Below are 19,483 nucleotides of genomic sequence, written 5' to 3'. Positions count from 1 at the left end.
CGTGCTCGCGGTCGGCCGCCTCGGGTGCCGCGCGATGCCGCTCCCGGCAGACGTGGAGTCGTCGAGCGATACCCTGGAGGGATGAAGCAGAAGCCGGGCCGCGCGTCGCGGGAACCTCGGGAGAGCTCGCTCGCGAGCGGATGGACCGTCGCCGGGGAGCCGGCCGCAGCCGGTGATCCGGATGCAGTGCGCGCCGATCCGCCTCCTGGTGTCGGGGCGGATGCGACGGATGTGCAACGTGCGCCGTCGCGCGTCGGCGACGAGGGAGCGCGACCGCAGGCGCAGTCCGAGAGCGACGCGATCGACGCCGTCGTCGACGCCGATGCACCTGAGCGATCCCAGATCTCGAACGGCGCACTCGTCGTGCTGGGAGTCTTCGGCGGACTCTACCTGCTCTACACCTGGGGCTGGTTCATCGTGGCGCAGGCCTACTCCGAGAACAATTCGGTCACCGCTGCGGGGAGCGGCATCATCGGCGGCGTGCTGCAGCAGGTCGTCTTCTGGGCTGCGCCGTTCGCCGCGCCCCTCTGGTTCTTCACGGCGCTCGTCTCCGGGCGCGGAGGCCGCACCAAGCTCCTGACGATCCTGCTGCTCATCGGCGCCGTGGTGCTCGTACCGCTGCCGATGCTCATTGAGAGAGGCGTCTGAGGCATGGCGAAACTCATTTCCGCATGGTCGGCCGGGGTGCTGCTCGGGCTGCTCTACCTGTACGCGATCGTCGCGGGCATCGGCAACCTCGTCGGGGTCATGGGCATGAGCGCGGCGCTCGGCACGGGCCTCACCGGGTCGGGTCGCTTCTGGCTCGTCGTCGGCGTGGTGATGCCGGCGGTCGTCTTCGCGCTCGCGCTCCTGCTCGGAAGACGACGGCGAGCGGGCGCCAGGATCCTGCTGCTCGCCGCTGGCGTGGCGCTGGTCGCCGCCTGGCAGATCGACATCATGCACGTCGTGCCCGACTCGTCATATTTCGCGTAGCCGGGAGCAGCCGACCCCTGCGGGGCTAGACTGGTGCCCTGCGTGCGCTGCGCGTATTGTCCTCGTTTTCAACCCGAAGGATCTGCTTGATGTCTGCGCCGGTCGTGCTGATCGCCGAACAACTTTCGCCCGCAACCATCGCCGCTCTCGGCCCCGACTTCGAGGTGGTGCACGTCGACGGAACGGATCGCGATGCGCTGCGCTCGGCGCTCGGTTCCGCTGACGCGGTATTGGTCCGCTCCGCCACGCAGATCGATGCGGAGGCGCTCGGCTGGGCGCCGAAGCTCAAGGTCGTGGCCCGCGCCGGCGTCGGTCTCGACAACGTCGACATCAAGGCGGCCACCCAGGCCGGTGTGATGGTCGTCAACGCGCCGACGTCCAACATCATCAGCGCCGCCGAGTTGACGGTCGCGCACATCCTGGGTCTCGCGCGACACCTGCCCCGCGCGCACGCGTCGCTGTCAGCAGGCGAATGGAAGCGCTCGTCGTTCACCGGGATCGAGCTGTTCGAGAAGACCGTCGGCATCATCGGACTGGGACGCATCGGTGCGCTCATCGCCGACCGCCTGCGCGGTTTCGGCGTCGAGCTCATCGCATACGACCCGTACATCACCGCGGCGCGCGCGCAGCAGCTGGGCGTGCAGCTCGTCTCGCTCGACGAGCTCGTCGGCCGCGCGGACTTCCTGACGATCCACATGCCCCGCACGCCGGAGACGCTCGGCATGATCGGCGCCGAGCAGTTGCGGGCCATGAAGCCCACCGCGTTCGTCATCAACGTCGCTCGCGGCGGCCTGATCGACGAGGACGCGCTCGCCGAGGCGCTCGCGTCGGGCGAGATCGCCGGCGCGGCGCTCGACGTCTTCGTGCAGGAGCCGCCCGCAGACACGCGTCTCACCGGGCTTCCGAACGTCAACGTGACGCCGCACCTCGGTGCGTCGACCGATGAGGCCCAGGAGAAGGCGGGCGTCTCGGTCGCGAAGTCGGTGCGCCTCGCCCTCGCCGGCGATCTCGTTCCCGACGCGGTGAACGTCGCGGGCGGCGCCATCGACGAGTACGTGCGACCCGGCCTGCCGCTGACGGAGAAGCTCGGCCAGGTCTTCGCCGGTCTCGCGGACGGCGCGATCGCCTCGGTCGACATCGAGGTGCACGGCGAGCTCGCCGAGCACAACGTGCAGGCTCTGCGACTCGCCGGCCTGAAGGGGTTGTTCTCGAAGGTGGTCAGCGAGCCCGTCTCGTACGTCAACGCGCCACTGCTCGCTGAGCAGCGCAACATCGACGTTCGGTTCACCGTCGACTCGCTCTCGGAGAGCTACCGCAACGTGATCACCATCCGCGGCGCGCTCACCGACGGCACCCCCATCTCGGTTTCGGGCACACTGACGGGCCCGAAGCAGGTCGAGAAGATCGTCGAGATCAACGGATACGAGGTCGAGCTGCCGATCCCGGAGCACCTCATCGTCTTCAGCTACGTCGACCGTCCCGGCATCGTCGCGACCTACGGCGGCGTGCTCGGCGAGGCCGGCGTGAACATCGCCGGTCTCCAGATCGCTCGCGATGAGAAGCGGGGCACCGCCTTGTCGGTGCTCTCGGTCGACGCGCCGGTCGAGGAGACGCTCATCGGCGCACTGCGCGGCGCGATCGGCGCCGAGCACATGCACACGATCGACATCGACGCCCTCTAGGCGCCGAACCACGAAGCCCCTTCCGCGATCTCGGCGGAGGGGGCTTCGTGCGTGCAGGATCCGCCCCGCCGTTACCGCCCGGCTCGGATAGCCGAGGCGACGGCGTCGATGTGCTGCAGCGCGGCTTCTTCAGCCGCAACCCGGTCGCCGGCCTCGATGGCGGCGAAGATCGTCGCATGCTCGACGTCGGAATCGAGCTGACGCGCCTGCGTGATGTTCAAGAACTCGGATTGCAGATCGAGCGAGCGCCGCATCGACGCGGTGATGCTGAGGAGCACCGAATTGTGGCTCGCCTCAGCGATGAGGGTGTGGAAGTCGCGGTCGAGGCGCACCCATTCGTGCAGCGCCGTCGTCTCGAGCATGCGGTTGAGGAGTCTGCGCATCGCTTCGAGCTCGAGCTCAGTGCGCCGCTGCGCCGCGTGGCCCGCGGTGGGCACCTCGACGTGGATACGCGCCTCCATGAGGTGGTCTGGGTCGAACCCGCCGAACTCGGACACGCCGGACGGAGTCTTCGAGACGACGTAGGTGCCGCTGCCGCTGCGGGTCTCGGTGAGCCCCAGCGTCGAGCACGCGTGGAGCGCCTCCCGCACGACGGATCGGCTCACGCCGAACTGCTTGGCGAGGGTCAGCTCTCCGGGCAGACGATCGCCGGGAACGACCGCATCGTTGTCGATGAGATCCCGGATCGCGCGGAACGCGGCCTCGGTCGCGCTGACGCGCTTGACGGGGGAATCCATGGGCGGGACCTTTCGGGAGCGCAACGCGGGCTCGCAGGTCGAGTGTCGGCGTCGGTGCGGATCTACTCGCACCAGAATATTGAGTTTTCGTCCGCTTCGGTAATCTGTCTGACAGCTCATCTGAGCGCGCGCCGCAGACCCGGATACCCTGCGTGCTGCCAGGCCCTCGGTGCTATCCTGTGAGAGCGGGCGTCTGCCCGTGTCAAAACGAAGAACCGAGCACGCCGATTGGCGGGCTGGTCTTCGGTGGTGGATCCCTCTGGTTCCGCGCGGAGCGGTGCGCAGGGTGGTCGTCTACTGAACATCAGCATCCGCGATCGACCGCAGCATACGCCGGCGCGATCCGGACTGTCCGTCGCGTGCTCTCGTGAGTAAGGAGAACCCGTGGAGGGTCCTGAAATCAAGTTCGCCGAAGCTGTGCTCGACAACGGCACATTCGGCAAGCGCACCATCCGATTCGAAACAGGCCGGCTCGCGCAGCAGGCCCAGGGCGCGGTCGCCGCGTACCTCGACGAGGAGACGATGCTCCTCTCGGCGACCAGCGCATCGAAGCAGCCGAAGGATCACTTCGACTTCTTCCCGCTGACCATCGACGTCGAAGAGCGCTCGTACGCCGCCGGCAAGATTCCCGGTTCGTTCTTTCGTCGCGAAGGCCGTCCCTCGACCGAGGCGATCCTCGTCTGCCGTCTCATCGACCGGCCCCTGCGCCCCTCCTTCGTGAGCGGTCTGCGCAACGAGGTCCAGGTCGTCATCACCGTGCTCTCGATCGCGCCCGGCGAGTTCTACGACGCGCTCGCGATCAACGCAGCTTCCGCGTCGACGCAGATCTCCGGTCTGCCGTTCTCCGGTCCCATCGCGGGCGTGCGTCTCGCACTCATCGGCGATCAGTGGGTCGCGTTCCCGACTGCCGAGCAGCTGAAGGACGCCGTCTTCGATCTCGTCGTGGCCGGCCGTGTCGTGACCGATGCCAACGGCAACGATGATGTCGCGATCATGATGGTCGAAGCAGAGGCCACCGAGCACAGCTGGGAGCTCATCCGCAGCGGCGCGAAGAAGCCGAACGAGGCAGTCGTCGCCGAGGGCCTCGATGCCGCGAAGCCGTTCATCGCGCAGCTCTGCAAGGCGCAGTCCGAGCTCGCCGCGCAGTCGGCGAAGGAGATCGCCGACTACCCGGTCTTCCTGCCGTACACCGATGAGGTGCTCGCGGCCGTCGACGCGCTCGCGCGCACCGAGCTCGCGCCGATCTACCAGATCGCCGACAAGCAGGAGCGCCAGGCCGCAGACGACGCGCTGAAGGCGCGCGTCAAGGAGGGCATCGCAGCGCAGGTTGAGGCCGGGACCCTTCCCGATTCGGCCAACGCGCAGGTCTCCGCCGCGTACAAGTCGGTCACGAAGGACATCGTGCGCAGCCGCGTGCTCACCGAGGGCGTCCGCATGGACGGCCGCGGAACGAGCGACATCCGTGCGCTCGACGCCGAGGTCCAGGTCATTCCTCGCGTGCACGGCTCCGCCATCTTCCAGCGCGGCGAGACCCAGATCCTGGGTGTCACCACGCTGAACATGCTCAAGATGGAGCAGCAGATCGACTCGCTGTCGCCGATCACGAGCAAGCGCTACCTGCACCATTACAACTTCCCGCCGTACTCGACCGGTGAGACCGGCCGCGTCGGTTCGCCGAAGCGTCGCGAGATCGGGCACGGCTTCCTCGCCGAGCGCGCGCTCGTACCGGTGCTGCCGAGCCGCGAGGAGTTCCCCTACGCGATTCGCCAGGTCTCAGAGGCGCTGAGCTCGAACGGTTCGACGTCGATGGGCTCGGTCTGCGCGTCGACCCTGTCGCTGCTGAACGCCGGCGTGCCGCTGCGCGCGCCCGTCGCCGGCATCGCGATGGGTCTCGTCTCCGACGAGGTCGACGGCGAGACGCGGTACGCAGCCCTCACCGACATCCTGGGCGCTGAGGATGCGCTCGGCGATATGGACTTCAAGGTCGCCGGTACCTCTGAGTTCATCACCGCTATTCAGCTCGACACCAAGCTCGACGGCCTGCCGGCATCGGTGCTGAAGGGCGCGCTGACTCAGGCTCATGAGGCCCGCCTCACGATCCTCGGCGTGCTGAACCAGGCGATCGACGTGCCCGACGAGATGGCGCCGACCGCGCCTCGCGTGATCACGGTGAACATTCCCGTCGACAAGATCGGCGAACTGATCGGCCCGAAGGGCAAGACGATCAACGGGATCCAGGATCAGACCGGCGCCGACATCTCGATCGATGACGACGGCACCGTCTACATCGGCGCGACCGACGGTCCGGCGGCGGAGGCTGCGCGCGCGCAGGTCAACGCCATCGCGAACCCGCAGAACCCCGAGGTCGGCGAGCAGTACCTCGGTACGGTCGTGAAGAACGCGGCGTTCGGCGCGTTCATCTCGCTGCTCCCGGGCAAGGACGGCCTGCTGCACATCTCCGAGGTGCGCAAGCTCGCCGGTGGGAAGCGCATCGAGAGCGTGGACGACGTGCTCTCGGTCGGTCAGAAGATCCTCGTGAAGATCACGAAGACCGACGATCGCGGCAAGCTCTCACTCGAGCCCGTGCTCGAGGAGCAGGCAGCTGAGGCTCCGGCCGAAGCCGCTGCCGAGGCTCCCGCAGCCGAGTAGTTCCGGCAGTGCGGCGGTCCGCCGCATTCAACGCCCGTCGTCCCGCATCGCGCGGGGCGGCGGGCGTTCTGCGTTGCGCGGCGCGGGGAACGCGGGCCGGCGGAGGAGGGCGGCCCACCGCGCGGGAAGCTCGGAGCGGCGAGGCCCTAGGCTGAGGGCATGCGCGAACCGATCCAACTGCCCCTCGATCAAGCCGAACTGACCGCGGATCTGGGAGGCGGGCTGGTTCGCCGCACCGTGCATCCGAGCGGGCTCCGCGTGCTGACGGAGCGCATGCCAGGGGCGCGAAGCGCTTCGATCGGGTTCTGGGTCGGCGTCGGCTCCCGCGACGAGCAGGCTGAACGCGCGGATGCGCCCGGCAGCCTGGGATCCACCCACTTCCTCGAGCATCTGCTCTTCAAAGGCACGCCGACTCGCGACGCGTTCTCCATCGCGACCGAGTTCGACCGCATCGGAGCCGAGCACAACGCGCTCACCGCGAAGGAGTACACGTGCTACTACGCGAAGGTGCGCGACGCCGACCTCGATGTCGCGGTCGACATGCTGAGCGACATGGTGGCGAATTCGACGCTCGATGCCGATGAGTTCGAGATCGAGCGCGGCGTGATCCTCGAAGAGCTCGCGATGGCGGCCGATGATCTCGCCGATGTCGCCAACGAGCGCTTCTTCGAAGCGGTGCTCGGCGAGCATCCGCTGGGCCGCCCCATCGGGGGCTGGCCCGACACGATCAAGGAGGCGCGACGCGTCGACGTCGACCGCCACTACCGCGATCGGTACGATCCATCGACCCTCGTCGTGACGGCGGCGGGCGCCGTCGATCACGACAGGCTCGTCGCTCAGGTGGTCGCGGCGCTGAATGCGTCACCGGAAGGGCGCTGGCACACCGACGGGAGCGCGACGCCCGTGCGCCGACGCCAGGTGATCGAGGCGGCCCAGCCCGATCTCCCGACGCTGGAAGCGCCGACCCTCGACTCGGCGATGGCCCGCGAACCTCGCGTGCAGATCACCGAGCGCCCGTCCGAGCAGCTGAACCTGCTCATCGGCACGCACGGTTTCAGCGCCAACGACCCGCGTCGCTTCGCCTACGGGATCATGAACTCGGTGCTCGGCGGGGGCATGTCGAGTCGGTTGTTCCAAGAGATCCGCGAGAAGCGCGGGCTCGCGTACACGGCGTACTCCTTCGGTGCGAGCTACTCGGATTCAGGCCTCTTCGCGATGTACGCCGGTACCGCTCCGGAGAAGGCGGCCGACGTCGTCGAGCTCAGCCGGGTGGAGCTGCGCAAGCTCGCCGACGCCGAGATCTCGGGGGAGGAGCTCGAGCGGGCCCTCGGTCAGATCGCAGGATCGACGGCGCTCGCGCTCGAGGATTCCGACACCCGGATGGGTCGCCTGGCGCGCGCCGAGCTCGGCAGCGGGGAGCTCTTCGACCTCGACGCCTCGCTCGAGCGCTTCGCCGCAGTGACTCCGGAGGACATCCAGGAGGTCGCCGCCACGCTCGCCGCGCGCCCGCTCACCGTGGTCGCCGTCGGCGACGCATCGCGATCCTCGCTCGAATCCCGCGAGTGATCGGTACCTCCGGCGAACGCTACCCTGGAGGAATGAAGAATCGTGTAGCGGTCTCCGGCGCGACCGGGCGGCTGGGACGACTCGTGTGCGAGGTCGTCGAGCAGCATCCGGACTTCGAGCTGGTCGCCCGGTTGCGCAGTACTTCCCGTCCCGAAGACGGGGCAGACGCGGATATCCTCGTCGACGTCAGCCGACCGGACGTCTCGCCGGCGATCGTCGATGCTGCGATCTCGCGAGGCCAGCAGGTGATCGTCGGCACCAGCGGCTGGTCCGCCGATCTGCTCGAAGCGCTCGGGTCGAGGCTCGCGGGGACGCCGGAGCGCGGCGTCATCGTCGTGCCGAATTTCTCGCTGGGATCCGTATTGGGCACCGCGCTCGCTCGTATCGCCGCGCCCTATTTCGACGCGGTGGAGGTGGTCGAAGCGCACCATCCCGGCAAAGTCGACTCGCCGAGCGGCACGGCCGTGCGCACCGCTGAGCTGATGGCGGAAGCGCGTCGCGGACGACCGGTCGATGCGCCGTTCGCGGAGCAGCCGGCCCGCGGGGAGCTCATTGCGGGCATCCCCGTGCACAGCCTGAGACTCGCCGGAGTGGTGGCCAAGCAGGAGGTGCGCTTCGGCGGGCCCGGAGAAGTGCTCACGGTGACGCACGACACCCACTCCAACGAGGCGTATCGCGCAGGGGTGCAGGCCGCCCTCGAAGCCATCGCCGATGCTCGCGGCCTCACGGTCGGGCTCGACGCCCTGCTCGGTCTGAGCGGTGCGGCAGCAGCCGGTGATGCGCGGTGAGTGCGCGCACGCGGGCCATCATCGGCGTCTCGATCATGAGCGCCGTGCTCGTGCTCTACTTCGTGTTCGTCGGCATTCGAGCGGTCGCGCTGCTCGGTTCTGGCGACGCGATCGCGATCATCATGGGTGTCGCGATGCTCGTGCTGCCGCTCATCGGTGCCTGGGCGCTGCTGCGCGAGATCCTCTTCGGCAGTCAGGCGACTCGCCTGGCCGATCGTCTCGAGGCGGAGGATGCGCTGCCGGAGGAGCCGGTCTCGGAGACGCCTTCGGGCAGACCGGATCGGGCGGACGCCGACGCGGCGTTCCCGAAGTACCGCGACGCGGTCCAGGCGGAGCCAGACTCGTGGCGGGCGTGGATGCGACTCGGAATCGTCTACGACGCGTGCGGAGACCGAAAGCGCGCTCGCGGTGCAATTCGACGAGCGATCGCCTGCGAACGGCAGGATCTTCGGGCATAGCCCCCATCGATTCGTGGTTTCCTCGCCGCGTGCATAGAATCAATGCCCGGGCCGCCACGACCGGAACTTTCTGGGTCGCTTCGACGCCCCAGTCTGGAAAGGTGACATGGCGAAGTACGACCTCAACGCTCCGGAGCCCGCGACACGGACACTCGACTCCGTCAGCGGCATCAGCAAGAAGGGTCTGCCGTCGGGCACGGTGGGCGTGCTCGGCGCTCTCGTAATCGGCTTGTCGGTGTGCGCCCCCGCATACACGCTCACCGCAGCGGTGGGCCCGGCGGCGAGCGAGGTCGGGTATCAGACGCCCGCCATCTTCTTGATGGGCTTCATCCCCATGCTGCTCGTCGCTCTCGGATACCGCGCACTGAATTCGGCGATGCCCGATTCGGGAACCTCGTTCACGTGGGCGACGCGCGCATTCGGCCCGTGGATCGGATGGATGGCGGGATGGGGACTCATCGCGGCCACCGTGCTGGTGCTGTCGAACCTCGCGGGAATCGCGGTCGAATTCCTGTTCCAGTCGATCAGCATCGCGATGGATGATCCGTCGATCGCCGACATCGCCGACAACAAGTTCATCAATATCGCGGTCTGCCTCGGGTTCATGGCCCTGGCGACGCTGATCTCCTACCGCGGGATGACCTCGACGAAGGTGTTCCAGTACATCACCGTGGTCTTCCAGATGGCGGTCATGGTGTGGTTCATCGTCGCCATGTTCGTCGGAGCGGGCGACCCCGCGAACCCCGAGGGCACGGTACCTCAGCTCTCCTGGTTCAACCCCTTCGAGGTCAGCAGCTTCAGTGCGTTCGCCGCGGGCATCGCGGTATCGATCTTCGTCTACTGGGGCTGGGACACGGTGCTCACGATGGGCGAGGAGACGAAGCCGTCGAAGGGCCGACTGTCCACTGAGAGCAAGGCGGCGATGATCCTGGTCGGGATCCTGGTCGTGCTCTACGTCGGCACCGCCACCGCCACCGTCGCATTCGCCGGCATCGGCGACGGACCCACAGGCCTCGGCAACTCGGCCATCGTGGAGAACGTCTTCGCCGCGCTCGCGCACCCGGTGATGGGTCCTGCCGCGATCCTGCTCTCGCTCGCCATTCTCGTGAGCGCGATGGCGTCGATCAACTCGACCGCTATCTCACCCGCCCGCACACTGCTCGCCATGGCGCATTACCGGGCACTGCCCGCCGCGATCAAGCGGGTGCACCCGAAGTACAAGTCGCCGCACGTCGCGCTCATGCTCTCGTCGATCGTGGCGTCCGTCTTCTACGCGGTGATGCGCTTCATCAGCGAGGACGTGTTGTGGGACACGATCACCGCACTCGGCATGATGGTGTGCTTCTACTACGGCATCACTGCGCTCGCGAGTCCCTGGTACTTCCGCAAGACTGCTGTGCGCGAGGGCGTCGGCTCGATCATCTCGAAGATCGTGCTCCCGGGGCTCGGCGGCGTGCTGCTGCTGATCGTGTTCGTCAAGACCACGATCGATGCGATGAGCCCGGACGCTGGATCGGGCAGCAACATCGCCGGCGTCGGCCTCGTCGGCATCATCGGCGTCGCGGTGCTCGGCATCGGCGTCGTGCTCATGCTCCTGCAGGCGAAGGCGTCACCCGAGTTCTTCCGCGGCCGCGTGCTCGCGCGCGTGGACGCATCGGAGGACACTTCGGCGATGCCGGTGTTCGACGACGGGCTCGGCTCGTAGCTCACGGTTCGTGACGGTCGGCGAAGGGAGCCCAGCATTGTGCTGCGCTCCCGCTGACCGTCGCGTATGCTCAAGTCTCTGAGATCGGGTGGAGATGCGGGCGAGAATCGGGGAGCTGTTCGAGCGGCAGAACGACCGCTCGCTCGCCACTGCGGCGTTCTTCGTCGCCGGCATGCTCTTCGCGCTCGCCAACTCGACCGTGTTCCTGCCTCCGGGGGACGAGCGACCCGATCTCGTCGCGGTCGCGATCGCCTGCCTCGTCGCCGCCGGCGGCGTGTTCGCGGCCGGCAGCCGGTTCTCCACGCGAGCAGCCGGGGTCCTCATGGCCCTCGTCTTCATCGTCGTGGTTCCCTCGGTGCTCCTCGCTCCCGATGCGATCCGGTCGATCAATACCGGGCTGCTCTTCCTCCCGTTCTTCCTGTACCTCGTCTGGTTCCTGCCGATGTGGTTCGCGCGGCTGCTCGGGTACCCGTGGATCCTCCTGGTGGATGCGTTCATCCTGATGAGGTTCGGGCCGTCGATGCTCTCGGTGCTCGTCACGTTGACCGTGACGGGTCTGGTGCTCGGCGAGTTGATCGGACTGTTCAAACGACGACTCGAACGGGCGTCGGTGACCGATCCGCTCTGCGGCGTGTGGAACGCGACCGGGTTCCGCGCGCTGCTCGATCGCGCGGTCGCAGCCTCCTACCGCGGGGGGCGGCCCCTCGCGATGCTGTACCTCGATCTCGACGACTTCAAGCAGGTGAACGATCGCTACGGCCATTTCGAGGGCGATCGCGTGCTCCGGCAGTTCTCGCAGCACATGCGTGAGAACTGCCGCCCGCAAGACGTGTTCGCGCGGTTCGGCGGCGACGAGTTCGCACTGCTCCTCATCGATGCCGACGCGTCGCTCGCGCGGTCGATTGCCGAGCGGCTGCATCGCGAGCTCGACGCGGTCAAGTGGTCCTACGGCATCGCCGAGTGGGTGCCGGGGGAGTCGCCCGATGCCTTCATCTCGCGAGCCGACCTCGAAATGCTGGGGGCGAAACGGAATCGGAAAGGCGATGCCGAGCCGCACGGGAGCTCCGAGCACGAGCCGCGGTAGACTCTCGCGTGTGAGTGCGAACGCGATCCCGACCCCGTACGAAGACCTGCTGCGAGAGGTGTACGAGCACGGCACCGCCAAATCTGATCGCACCGGCACCGGTACGCGCAGCCTCTTCGGGCGGCAGATCCGTTTCGACCTCGCCGAGTCCTTCCCGCTCATCACGACGAAGCGGGTGCACTTCAAATCGGTGGCAGTCGAACTGCTGTGGTTCCTGCGCGGCGAGGGCAACACGGCCTTCCTGAAGGAGCACGACGTCAGCATCTGGGACGAATGGGCAGACGCGAACGGAGACCTCGGCCCCGTGTACGGTGTGCAGTGGCGCTCCTGGCCGACGCCGAGCGGCGAGCACATCGATCAGATCGCGAACGTCATCGATCAGCTGCGCACGAACCCCGACTCGCGGCGCATCATCGTCTCGGCATGGAATGTCGCCGACCTGGGCGACATGGCGCTGGCGCCCTGCCATGCGTTCTTCCAGTTCTACGTCGCGGATGGCAAGCTCTCGTGCCAGCTCTACCAGCGCTCGGCTGACATGTTCCTCGGGGTGCCGTTCAACATCGCCTCGTACGCGCTGCTCACGCTCATGGTGGCGCAGCAGACCGGTCTCGAACCGGGCGAGTTCGTCTGGACGGGCGGGGATTGCCATATCTACGACAATCACGTCGAGCAGGTCGAGCGCCAGCTCGCGCGCGATCCGTTCCCGTACCCGAGCATCGAGATCGGCAAGGCCGACTCGATCTTCGCGTACACGCTCGACGATTTCGAGGTCGTCGGCTACGAGCATCACCCGGGCATCAAAGCACCGGTCGCGGTCTGACATGATTCTCGGCATGATCTGGGCGGAGGCCCGTGGAGGGGCGATCGGCCGCGACGGCGAGATGCCCTGGCGCCTGCCGGAGGACGCGGCGTTCTTCAAGGAGCAGACCCTCGGCGCTCCTGTCATCATGGGGCGCGGCACCTGGGAGTCCCTTCCCGCTCGCTTCAGACCGCTCCCCGGCCGTGAGAACTTCGTGGTGACCAGCACGGCATCGTACGACGCGCCCGGAGCGACGGTGGTGCCGTCGCTCGAGAGCGTGCTCGACGAGCTCGCCCGCGACAGCGGGCCGCACGATCGCGTGTGGATCATGGGCGGAGGCCAGCTCTACCGGGCGGGCATGCCGTTCGCCGACGAACTCGTCGTGACGAGGATCGGACTCGATGTGCCGGACGCCGATACCTTCGCTCCCGAGATCGGTCCTGAATGGACGCTGGTCGACCCGGGGACGCCGGAAACGTCGCGGACCGGGCTCGAGTATCGGTTCGAGCGGTGGCGCATGGGGGCTTCGCAGGGAGAACGTCCGGTAGCCTAGTCTCGTGGCACACCCAGAGAATCCTTTCGGTCAGGTCCTCGTCGCACTCATCACGCCGTTCCACGCTGATGGTGAAGTCGATTGGGCTGCGACCGAGAAGCACATCGACGACTGCATCTCGAGCGGCGCGGATGGCATCGTCGTCACCGGTACGACCGGCGAGACGAGCACGCTGACCGACCCTGAGAAGCTGAAGCTCGTCGAGGTCGCGAAGTCGGTTTCCGGTGGCCGCGCCAAGATCATCACCGGCGGCGGATCGAACGAGACCGCGCACGCGATCGAGCTCTACCGCGCCAGCGAGAAGGCCGGAGCCGACGGTGTGATGATCGTCACCCCGTACTACAACAAGCCGACGCAGGCCGGCCTCCTCACCCACTTCCGCATGGTCGCCGATGCGACGGATCTCCCCGTCATCCTGTACGACATCCCGGGCCGGACCGGGGTGCCGATCAAGTACGAGACGCTGCTGCGGCTCGCCAAGCACCCGAACATCCTCGCCGTGAAAGACGCCAAGGGCGATTTCAGCGAGGTCAGCCGGGTGCTGAACCAGACCGACCTGATGTACTTCTCGGGAGACGACGCGAATGCGCTGCCGCACCTCTCGATCGGCGCCACCGGCCTGATCGGCGTCACAGCGAACATCGCCGCCGCGCCGTACCGCGCCATCGTCGACGCCGTCAACGCGGGCGACCTGCATACGGCGCGCGCGGTCCATCAGCAGCTCGAGCCGCTCGTTCGCGCGGTCATGACCCACGTTCCCGGCACCGTCGCCGCGAAGTACATTCTGCACGGCCTCGGCCGTATCAGCAGCCCGCGCGTGCGATTGCCGCTCGTCGGTCCCGAAGAGTGGGAGGCCGCCCTCATCGAGGACGAGCTCGCTCTCATCACCGATGCCCCAGGCATCGACCTTTCGAACTTCAGGCCGGACCGCAATGCGGCTGCCGGCGGTGCCCTGCCCCAGATCGCAGGCACCACCCGCTAATAACAGGAGGCTCAGTGCCCAACCCCGTAATCACACCGCCCGCTCTCGAAGCGGGCACCCTTCGCATCACGCCGCTCGGCGGCCTGGGCGAGGTGGGCCGCAACATGACGGTCTACGAAATCAACGGCAAGCTGCTCGTCGTCGACTGCGGCGTGCTCTTCCCAGAGGAGCACCAGCCGGGCGTGGACCTGATCCTGCCCGACATCTCGAAGATCGAGCACCGCCTCGGCGACATCGTCGCAGTGGTGCTCACGCACGGCCACGAAGACCACATCGGCGCGGTTCCGTATCTGCTGAAGCGGCGGGAGAACATCCCCCTCATCGGCTCGAAACTGACCCTGGCCTTCGTCGAGGCCAAGCTCAAGGAGCACCGCATCCGCCCGGAGACGCGCGTCGTCGCCGAGGGCGATCGCATCACGACGGGTCCGTTCGACCTCGAGTTCATCGCGGTCAACCACTCGATCCCCGACGCGCTCGCAGTCGCGATCCGCACCGATGCCGGGCTCGTCATCGGCACGGGCGATTTCAAGATGGATCAGCTGCCCCTCGACGGCCGCATCACGGACCTGCGCGCGTTCGCCCGTCTCGGGGAAGAGGGCGTCGACCTCTTCATGACCGACTCGACCAACGCCGAGGTGCCGGGCTTCACCGCGCTCGAGAAGGACATCGGTCCGGTGCTCGAACGCGTCATCGAGAAGGCGCCGGGCAAGGTCGTGGTCGCCAGCTTCTCGAGCCACGTCCACCGTGTGCAGCAGGTGCTCGACGCCGCTCAGAAGAACGGCCGCCGCGTGGTGCTCCTTGGCCGGTCGATGGTGCGCAACATGAAGATCGCCTCCGATCTCGGATACCTCACGGTTCCGGAGGGCGTGCTCGTCGACCTCAAGAAGAGCGGCGATATTCCCGACGAGCGCATCGTGTACATGTCGACCGGCTCCCAGGGTGAGCCGATGGCGGTGCTCGCGCGCATGGTGAATCAGGAGCACCAGGTGGAGATCGGTGCGAACGACACGGTGATCCTCGCCTCGAGCCTGATCCCCGGCAACGAGAACTCCGTCTACCGCATCATCAACGGGCTCATGAAGCTCGGTGCGAACGTCGTGCACAAGGGCAACGCCAAGGTGCACGTCTCGGGTCACGCCTCCGCGGGCGAGCTCATGTACTGCTACAACATCGTCCGCCCGAAGAACGTGATGCCGATTCACGGGGAGTACCGCCACCTCATCGCGAACGCGGGCGTCGCGATCCAGACAGGCGTGCCGCAGAATCGCACCATCATCGGAGAGAACGGCACGGTCGTCGACCTGGTCGACGGCGTCGCCCGCAAGGTGGGCCAGCTCGAGATCGACTTCATCTACGTCGACGGCAAGAGCGTCGGCCGTGTCACCGACGAAGACCTCCGAGACCGCCGCACGCTCGCGGAGGAGGGGTTCATCTCCGTCATCACCGTCGTGGAGACGAGTCTCGGGCAGATCGTCTCGGGGCCGGAGGTCCACGCCAAGGGCGTGGCCGAGGACGACAGCGTGTTCGACAAGATCAAGCCGCAGATCGCCGACGCGCTCGAGCAGGCGATGAAGGACGGCGTGACCGACCCGCATGCGCTGCAGCAGATCACGCGTCGCACCGTCGGCAGGTGGGTGGGCACCAAGCTCCGTCGCAAGTCGATGATCGTTCCTGTCGTGGTCGTGGTGTAGCTCATGGCGACCGCTTCGGCTTCGGCCGTCGCCCGGTTCGCCACGGACGCGGAGCGCTCCGAGTGGGATGCGCGCATCGCCGCGAACCCCGGGGGCGGCGAGGTATGGGCCGGCGAGGAGTACCTGCAGGTCAAGCGCACGCAGAACGGCTACCGCGATCTTCGGGTGATCGTCGAGCGCGCCGGGCGGGCGACGATCGCCGTCGGCGTGCTCGCGAAGCGGGTGCCGCTCCTCGGTTCGTGGTGGCATCTCCCCGCAGGTCCCGCGGGCGAGAGCGCCGCTGACGTGCTCGAGGTGGCGGTTGCCGTCTCGAGACTCGCCCGGTCATCGGGAGCGTTTCTCCTCAAGATCGAGCCGCGTCTCGGTCGAGACGCGATTCCCGAGATCCGCGCCGCGGGGTATCGGGATGCCGTTCGCATCATCCCGAATCCGTCGACGATTCTCGTGGACGTCTCCGGAACGGAAGAGGAGGTGTTCGCGCGTCTCGGCAAGAAGGCGCGCAACGCCGTCAATCGTGCGGGGCGAGACGGGATCGTCGTGACGCGCGTCGATCCGACGGCGGAGCACAGCGCTGCGCTGTACCGGCTGCTCCAGGAGACCGCAGAGGGGCGGTTCGTGCTGCGATCCGAGCAGTACTACCGCGAGTTCTGGCAGAGCTTCGCGCGTGCCGGAGCGGGGCAGATGTTCCTCGCCCACCGCGACGGCGCGCTCGTCGCGGGAGCGTACGCGATGGCGCTCGGTGAGAAGACCACCTACAAGGACGGCGCCTCCGTGCGCGCGAAGACCGCGTACGGGGCGTCTCACGCGCTGCAGTGGGAGGTGATCCGCTGGGCCAACGAGCGCGGCGCGACCGTCCACGACCTCTGCGGTGCGCCCCCCTCCGACCGGGTGGACGATCGGGAGCACCCGTTGTTCGGCGTTGGACAGTTCAAGCGATCGTTCTCGCCCCAGATCATCGACTACGCGGGAGCGTTCGATCTCCCGCTGCGGCCGCTCGCGTATCGCGTCTGGGGCGTGCTCGGCGACCGGCTCGCGCGGCGCGCCTCGCTCGCCATTCGGAAGGATCCCTACTACTGATGGCTGCCGGACTCATACGCGCGAGCGCGGTCATGGCCTCGGGCACGATCGTCTCGCGCGTGCTCGGCCTGGTCAAGGCCATGCTCCTCGCATACGCGATCGGCTCGGTCGGGGCCCGTTCCGCCGACGCGTTCGCCAACGGCAACCTGCTGCCGAACACGGTCTACATGATCCTGATCGGCGGCGTCCTGAACGCGGTGCTGGTGCCGCAGATCGTCAGGGCGGCGCAGAACAGCGACGGCGGCGCCGGGTACATCAACAAGATCTTGACGCTCGTCACGACCGCGCTCGTCATCATCACGGGTCTCGCGATGGCGGCCGCTCCGTGGATCGTGCGGATCACGGTCGAAGGCTGGGGCGAGGACCAGCTGGCTCTCGCAACCGCCTTCGCGTACTGGTGCATGCCGCAGGTCGTCTTCTACGGCATCTACACCGTGATGGGCGAGGTGCTGAACGCGCGAAGCCGGTTCGGCCCGTTCACCTGGGCGCCCGTGCTCAACAACCTCATCGCGATCACGGGCATCCTCGTCTTCATCGCCATGTTCGGAGCGGATCCGGAGGGCCGTCTCGCGGTCACCGGATGGAGTGCCGATATGATCGCGGTGCTCGGCGGCAGCGCGACCCTCGGCATCGTCGCGCAGGCATTGATCCTGTTCGTCTCATGGCGCAATGCCGGTATCCGATTCCGTCCCGACTTCGCCTGGCGGGGCGTCGGACTCGGCCACACCGCGAGACTCGCGACCTGGACGCTCGCCATGGTCGTCGTGATGCAGGTCGGCGGCATCGTGACGAACCGCATCGTGGCGATCGGGTCGGGGGAGGGGCCGTCGACGAGCGCGATGCAGAACGTGTGGCTCATCTTCATGATGCCGCACTCGGTGATCGCCGTATCCCTCGCGACCGCCTACTTCACGCGGTTGGCCGAATGGGGGCAGTCGGGTCGGATGGCGGAGTTCAAGAGCGACTTCTCGGCCTCGGTGCGCCAGATCGCGCTCGTCATGGTCTACGCGGCCGTCATTCTCGTAACGGCAGCTCCGTTCATCGGCCGCGTCATCAACTTCGGGGCGCTGCCAGAGCAGGTGGAGATGTTCGGCGAGGCTCTGATGGCCTACTCCGTCAGCCTCGCTGCGTACAGCTTCCTCTTCGTGGTGCAGCGGGCGTTCTACGCCCTCTCCGACACGCGCACGCCCTTCGTGTTCACGACGATCCAGATGGTGATCGTGATCGCGCTCTCCCTGCTGCTCCCCGTGCTCGTCGCGCCCCGCCACATCGGATTCTCGTTCGCATTGATCTGGTCGTTCGCCACCATCGTCGAAACCGTGATCGCGACCTGGTTGCTCCGGCGGAAGATCGGCTCGATCGACGGGCGCAGGATCGCGCAGAGCTTGACCAAGTACGCCATCGCGGCGGTGCCGGCGATTGCCGTCGGGCTCGTCGCGACGCACATCGGGCGCATCATCGCCCCGGAGTTCAGCGTCTGGCAGGCCCTGCCGTTCGCGGCCGTCGAAGCAGTGATCGTCGGCATCGTGTATTTCCTGGTGCTCCGACTCCTCAGATCGTCCGAAGTTTCGGATATCGTCGGCACCGTTTCTCGTATTCTCGGAAGGAATCGTTCGTGACCTCCCTCTTCGTGACCCCGTGCACCGATCGTGCCGAGTGGGACGCCACCGTCAGGGAACTCGGCGGCCACCCGCTGCAGCTCTGGGGCTGGGGCGACGTGAAATCCGCCCACCGGTGGAAGGCGGAGCGCGTGCTGGTGCGCTCCGGGCGTCAGGAAGGGGCCGTGGTCGTCGGCGCCTGCCAGCTCCTGACGCGAACCCTGCCAGGTCCGCTCGGAGATTTCGTCTACGCGCCCCGCGGGCCGGTGCTGGCGCGAGACCCCGCGGACGGCGAGCGCCCCGCGAAGGCGCCGGCGCCATCGGCCGTGGCAGACGCGATCGCCGACTACGTGCACGGATCACGGCGGGCGGTGGCGCTCTCGATCGAGCCGGACGAGAACGCGGGGGAATTCCCGCTCTCGAAATCGTGGCGTGCAGCCGAGACGCCCGTGCTCCCGGCCCGTACGTTGATTCTCGATCTCCGGCGGTCGGAAGACGAGCTTCTGGCCGACATGTCGAAGAAGCATCGTCAGTACATTCGGAAATCGGGCAGGGAGGACGCGATCCACATCCGCCCCGTCGAATCGCTCGAGCAGCTCGACGTCTGCCTGGAGGTCTACCGGGAGACGAGCGAGCGCGCGGACTTCGGCCTGCATGAAGACTCGTACTACCATGACGTGTTCACGATGCTGGGCGACGACGCACCCGTCTGGGCTGCTTACGTCGAGGATCGGCCGGTCGCATTCCTGTTCATGGCGAAATCGGGCCGCACCGCCTTCGAGCTCTACGGCGGGATGGACGAGACGGGTCAGCGCCTGCGGGCGAACTACGCGCTCAAATGGCACGTCATCAGGCACATGAAGTCGCTCGGCATCGAGCGCTACGACTTCGGCGGGCTCATCAACGACGGAGTGACGACGTTCAAGACCGGGTTCGCGTCGCACGAGAACCTGCTCGCGGGCAGCTGGGATCGCCCGGGCGCTGGCTATGCGCTGTGGACCAAGGGGCTGCCGCTCGCGAAGCGAGCGGTGCGGGCGCTCAAGCGCCGCTGAGGTCCGGCGCAGCCGGGGAGCGCGGGCTTCGCTCTCCGGGTGATTCGGGTGGGCCCGGAGCGTCAACTCGCCAATGTCGGCGGTCGAACG

17 protein-coding genes are annotated in these 19,483 nt (G+C 67.4%); 16 read left to right on the top strand and 1 reads right to left on the bottom strand.

Features of this window, described 5'->3' with window-relative positions; translation table 11 throughout:
* Nucleotides 1-81: 81 nt before the first annotated feature.
* The 3 genes from JE033_RS03560 to serA all read left to right on the top strand — a co-directional run bounded on the left by JE033_RS03560 (nt 82) and on the right by serA (nt 2,654).
* Complete coding sequence (locus JE033_RS03560; protein WP_200329505.1) at nt 82-648, top strand: hypothetical protein; 567 nt, start codon at nt 82-84, stop codon at nt 646-648.
* 3 nt (nt 649-651) lie between these two features.
* Nucleotides 652-972, top strand: coding sequence for a hypothetical protein (locus JE033_RS03555; RefSeq protein ID WP_200329503.1), 321 nt, complete (start codon nt 652-654; stop codon nt 970-972).
* A gap of 89 nt (nt 973-1,061) precedes the next feature.
* Nucleotides 1,062-2,654, top strand: a complete 1,593-nt coding sequence (gene serA, locus JE033_RS03550; RefSeq protein ID WP_200329501.1) for a phosphoglycerate dehydrogenase — start codon at nt 1,062-1,064, stop codon at nt 2,652-2,654.
* A gap of 71 nt (nt 2,655-2,725) precedes the next feature.
* Here the strand turns inward: serA and JE033_RS03545 are convergent, their stop codons facing one another.
* Nucleotides 2,726-3,391 (bottom strand): FadR/GntR family transcriptional regulator, encoded by a 666-nt coding sequence (locus JE033_RS03545; protein ID WP_200329499.1) that lies wholly within the window; start codon nt 3,389-3,391, stop codon nt 2,726-2,728.
* Between the two features lie 384 nt (nt 3,392-3,775).
* Here JE033_RS03545 and JE033_RS03540 point away from each other — a divergent pair, with 384 nt between their 5' ends.
* The 13 genes from JE033_RS03540 (at nt 3,776) to JE033_RS14745 (ending at nt 19,393) form a co-directional block, all read left to right on the top strand.
* Nucleotides 3,776-6,040 (top strand): polyribonucleotide nucleotidyltransferase, encoded by a 2,265-nt coding sequence (locus JE033_RS03540; protein ID WP_090147825.1) that lies wholly within the window; start codon nt 3,776-3,778, stop codon nt 6,038-6,040.
* Nucleotides 6,041-6,199: 159 nt separating this feature from the next.
* Nucleotides 6,200-7,606, top strand: coding sequence for a pitrilysin family protein (locus tag JE033_RS03535; protein WP_090147828.1), 1,407 nt, complete (start codon nt 6,200-6,202; stop codon nt 7,604-7,606).
* A 32-nt stretch (nt 7,607-7,638) separates the two neighbouring features.
* Entirely contained in the window at nt 7,639-8,394 is a 756-nt protein-coding gene (gene dapB, locus JE033_RS03530; protein ID WP_200329497.1) for a 4-hydroxy-tetrahydrodipicolinate reductase, read from the top strand.
* Entirely contained in the window at nt 8,391-8,852 is a 462-nt protein-coding gene (locus tag JE033_RS03525; protein ID WP_176698303.1) for a tetratricopeptide repeat protein, read from the top strand. The genes dapB and JE033_RS03525 overlap by 4 nt, the downstream gene beginning before the upstream one ends.
* 106 nt (nt 8,853-8,958) lie before the next feature.
* Nucleotides 8,959-10,557, top strand: coding sequence for an APC family permease (locus tag JE033_RS03520; RefSeq protein ID WP_090147831.1), 1,599 nt, complete (start codon nt 8,959-8,961; stop codon nt 10,555-10,557).
* Nucleotides 10,558-10,651: 94 nt separating this feature from the next.
* A complete protein-coding gene (locus JE033_RS03515) occupies nt 10,652-11,641 on the top strand; it encodes a diguanylate cyclase (protein ID WP_200329495.1) in 990 nt (329 codons plus the stop codon).
* 10 nt (nt 11,642-11,651) lie between these two features.
* Nucleotides 11,652-12,461: a thymidylate synthase gene (locus JE033_RS03510; protein ID WP_200329493.1), complete on the top strand. Its 810-nt coding sequence runs from the start codon at nt 11,652-11,654 to the stop codon at nt 12,459-12,461.
* A gap of 1 nt (nt 12,462) precedes the next feature.
* Complete coding sequence (locus tag JE033_RS03505) at nt 12,463-12,993, top strand: dihydrofolate reductase (protein WP_234037086.1); 531 nt, start codon at nt 12,463-12,465, stop codon at nt 12,991-12,993.
* Nucleotides 12,994-12,997: 4 nt separating this feature from the next.
* Nucleotides 12,998-13,975 carry a 4-hydroxy-tetrahydrodipicolinate synthase gene (gene dapA, locus JE033_RS03500; protein WP_090147837.1) on the top strand — a complete coding sequence of 326 codons (978 nt, stop codon included), beginning with the start codon at nt 12,998-13,000 and terminating at the stop codon, nt 13,973-13,975.
* 14 nt (nt 13,976-13,989) lie between these two features.
* Nucleotides 13,990-15,666 carry a ribonuclease J gene (locus JE033_RS03495; protein ID WP_090147838.1) on the top strand — a complete coding sequence of 559 codons (1,677 nt, stop codon included), beginning with the start codon at nt 13,990-13,992 and terminating at the stop codon, nt 15,664-15,666.
* A gap of 3 nt (nt 15,667-15,669) precedes the next feature.
* Entirely contained in the window at nt 15,670-16,743 is a 1,074-nt protein-coding gene (locus JE033_RS03490; protein ID WP_200329491.1) for a peptidoglycan bridge formation glycyltransferase FemA/FemB family protein, read from the top strand.
* Complete coding sequence (gene murJ, locus JE033_RS03485) at nt 16,743-18,362, top strand: murein biosynthesis integral membrane protein MurJ (RefSeq protein WP_200329489.1); 1,620 nt, start codon at nt 16,743-16,745, stop codon at nt 18,360-18,362. The genes JE033_RS03490 and murJ overlap by 1 nt, the downstream gene beginning before the upstream one ends.
* Nucleotides 18,359-19,393, top strand: coding sequence for a peptidoglycan bridge formation glycyltransferase FemA/FemB family protein (locus JE033_RS14745; RefSeq protein WP_200329487.1), 1,035 nt, complete (start codon nt 18,359-18,361; stop codon nt 19,391-19,393). The genes murJ and JE033_RS14745 overlap by 4 nt, the downstream gene beginning before the upstream one ends.
* Nucleotides 19,394-19,483: the final 90 nt, after the last annotated feature.

Origin of the sequence: Leucobacter sp. L43 (genome assembly GCF_016597785.1) — a bacterium.
In the GTDB taxonomy this organism is placed as follows: Bacteria; Actinomycetota; Actinomycetes; order Actinomycetales; family Microbacteriaceae; genus Leucobacter; species Leucobacter alluvii.
The sequence above is the reverse complement of the archived record's forward strand: the minus strand, read 5'-3'. Positions and strand labels throughout refer to the sequence as shown.

Coding starts and splice junctions, on each gene's coding strand:
- JE033_RS03560 (WP_200329505.1), top strand. CDS start 82: ATGAAGCAGAAGCCGGGCCGCGCGTCGCGGGAACCTCGGGAGAGCTCG.
- JE033_RS03555 (WP_200329503.1), top strand. CDS start 652: ATGGCGAAACTCATTTCCGCATGGTCGGCCGGGGTGCTGCTCGGGCTG.
- serA (WP_200329501.1), top strand. CDS start 1,062: ATGTCTGCGCCGGTCGTGCTGATCGCCGAACAACTTTCGCCCGCAACC.
- JE033_RS03545 (WP_200329499.1), bottom strand. CDS start 3,391: ATGGATTCCCCCGTCAAGCGCGTCAGCGCGACCGAGGCCGCGTTCCGC.
- JE033_RS03535 (WP_090147828.1), top strand. CDS start 6,200: ATGCGCGAACCGATCCAACTGCCCCTCGATCAAGCCGAACTGACCGCG.
- dapB (WP_200329497.1), top strand. CDS start 7,639: ATGAAGAATCGTGTAGCGGTCTCCGGCGCGACCGGGCGGCTGGGACGA.
- JE033_RS03520 (WP_090147831.1), top strand. CDS start 8,959: ATGGCGAAGTACGACCTCAACGCTCCGGAGCCCGCGACACGGACACTC.
- JE033_RS03515 (WP_200329495.1), top strand. CDS start 10,652: ATGCGGGCGAGAATCGGGGAGCTGTTCGAGCGGCAGAACGACCGCTCG.
- JE033_RS03505 (WP_234037086.1), top strand. CDS start 12,463: ATGATTCTCGGCATGATCTGGGCGGAGGCCCGTGGAGGGGCGATCGGC.
- JE033_RS03490 (WP_200329491.1), top strand. CDS start 15,670: ATGGCGACCGCTTCGGCTTCGGCCGTCGCCCGGTTCGCCACGGACGCG.
- murJ (WP_200329489.1), top strand. CDS start 16,743: ATGGCTGCCGGACTCATACGCGCGAGCGCGGTCATGGCCTCGGGCACG.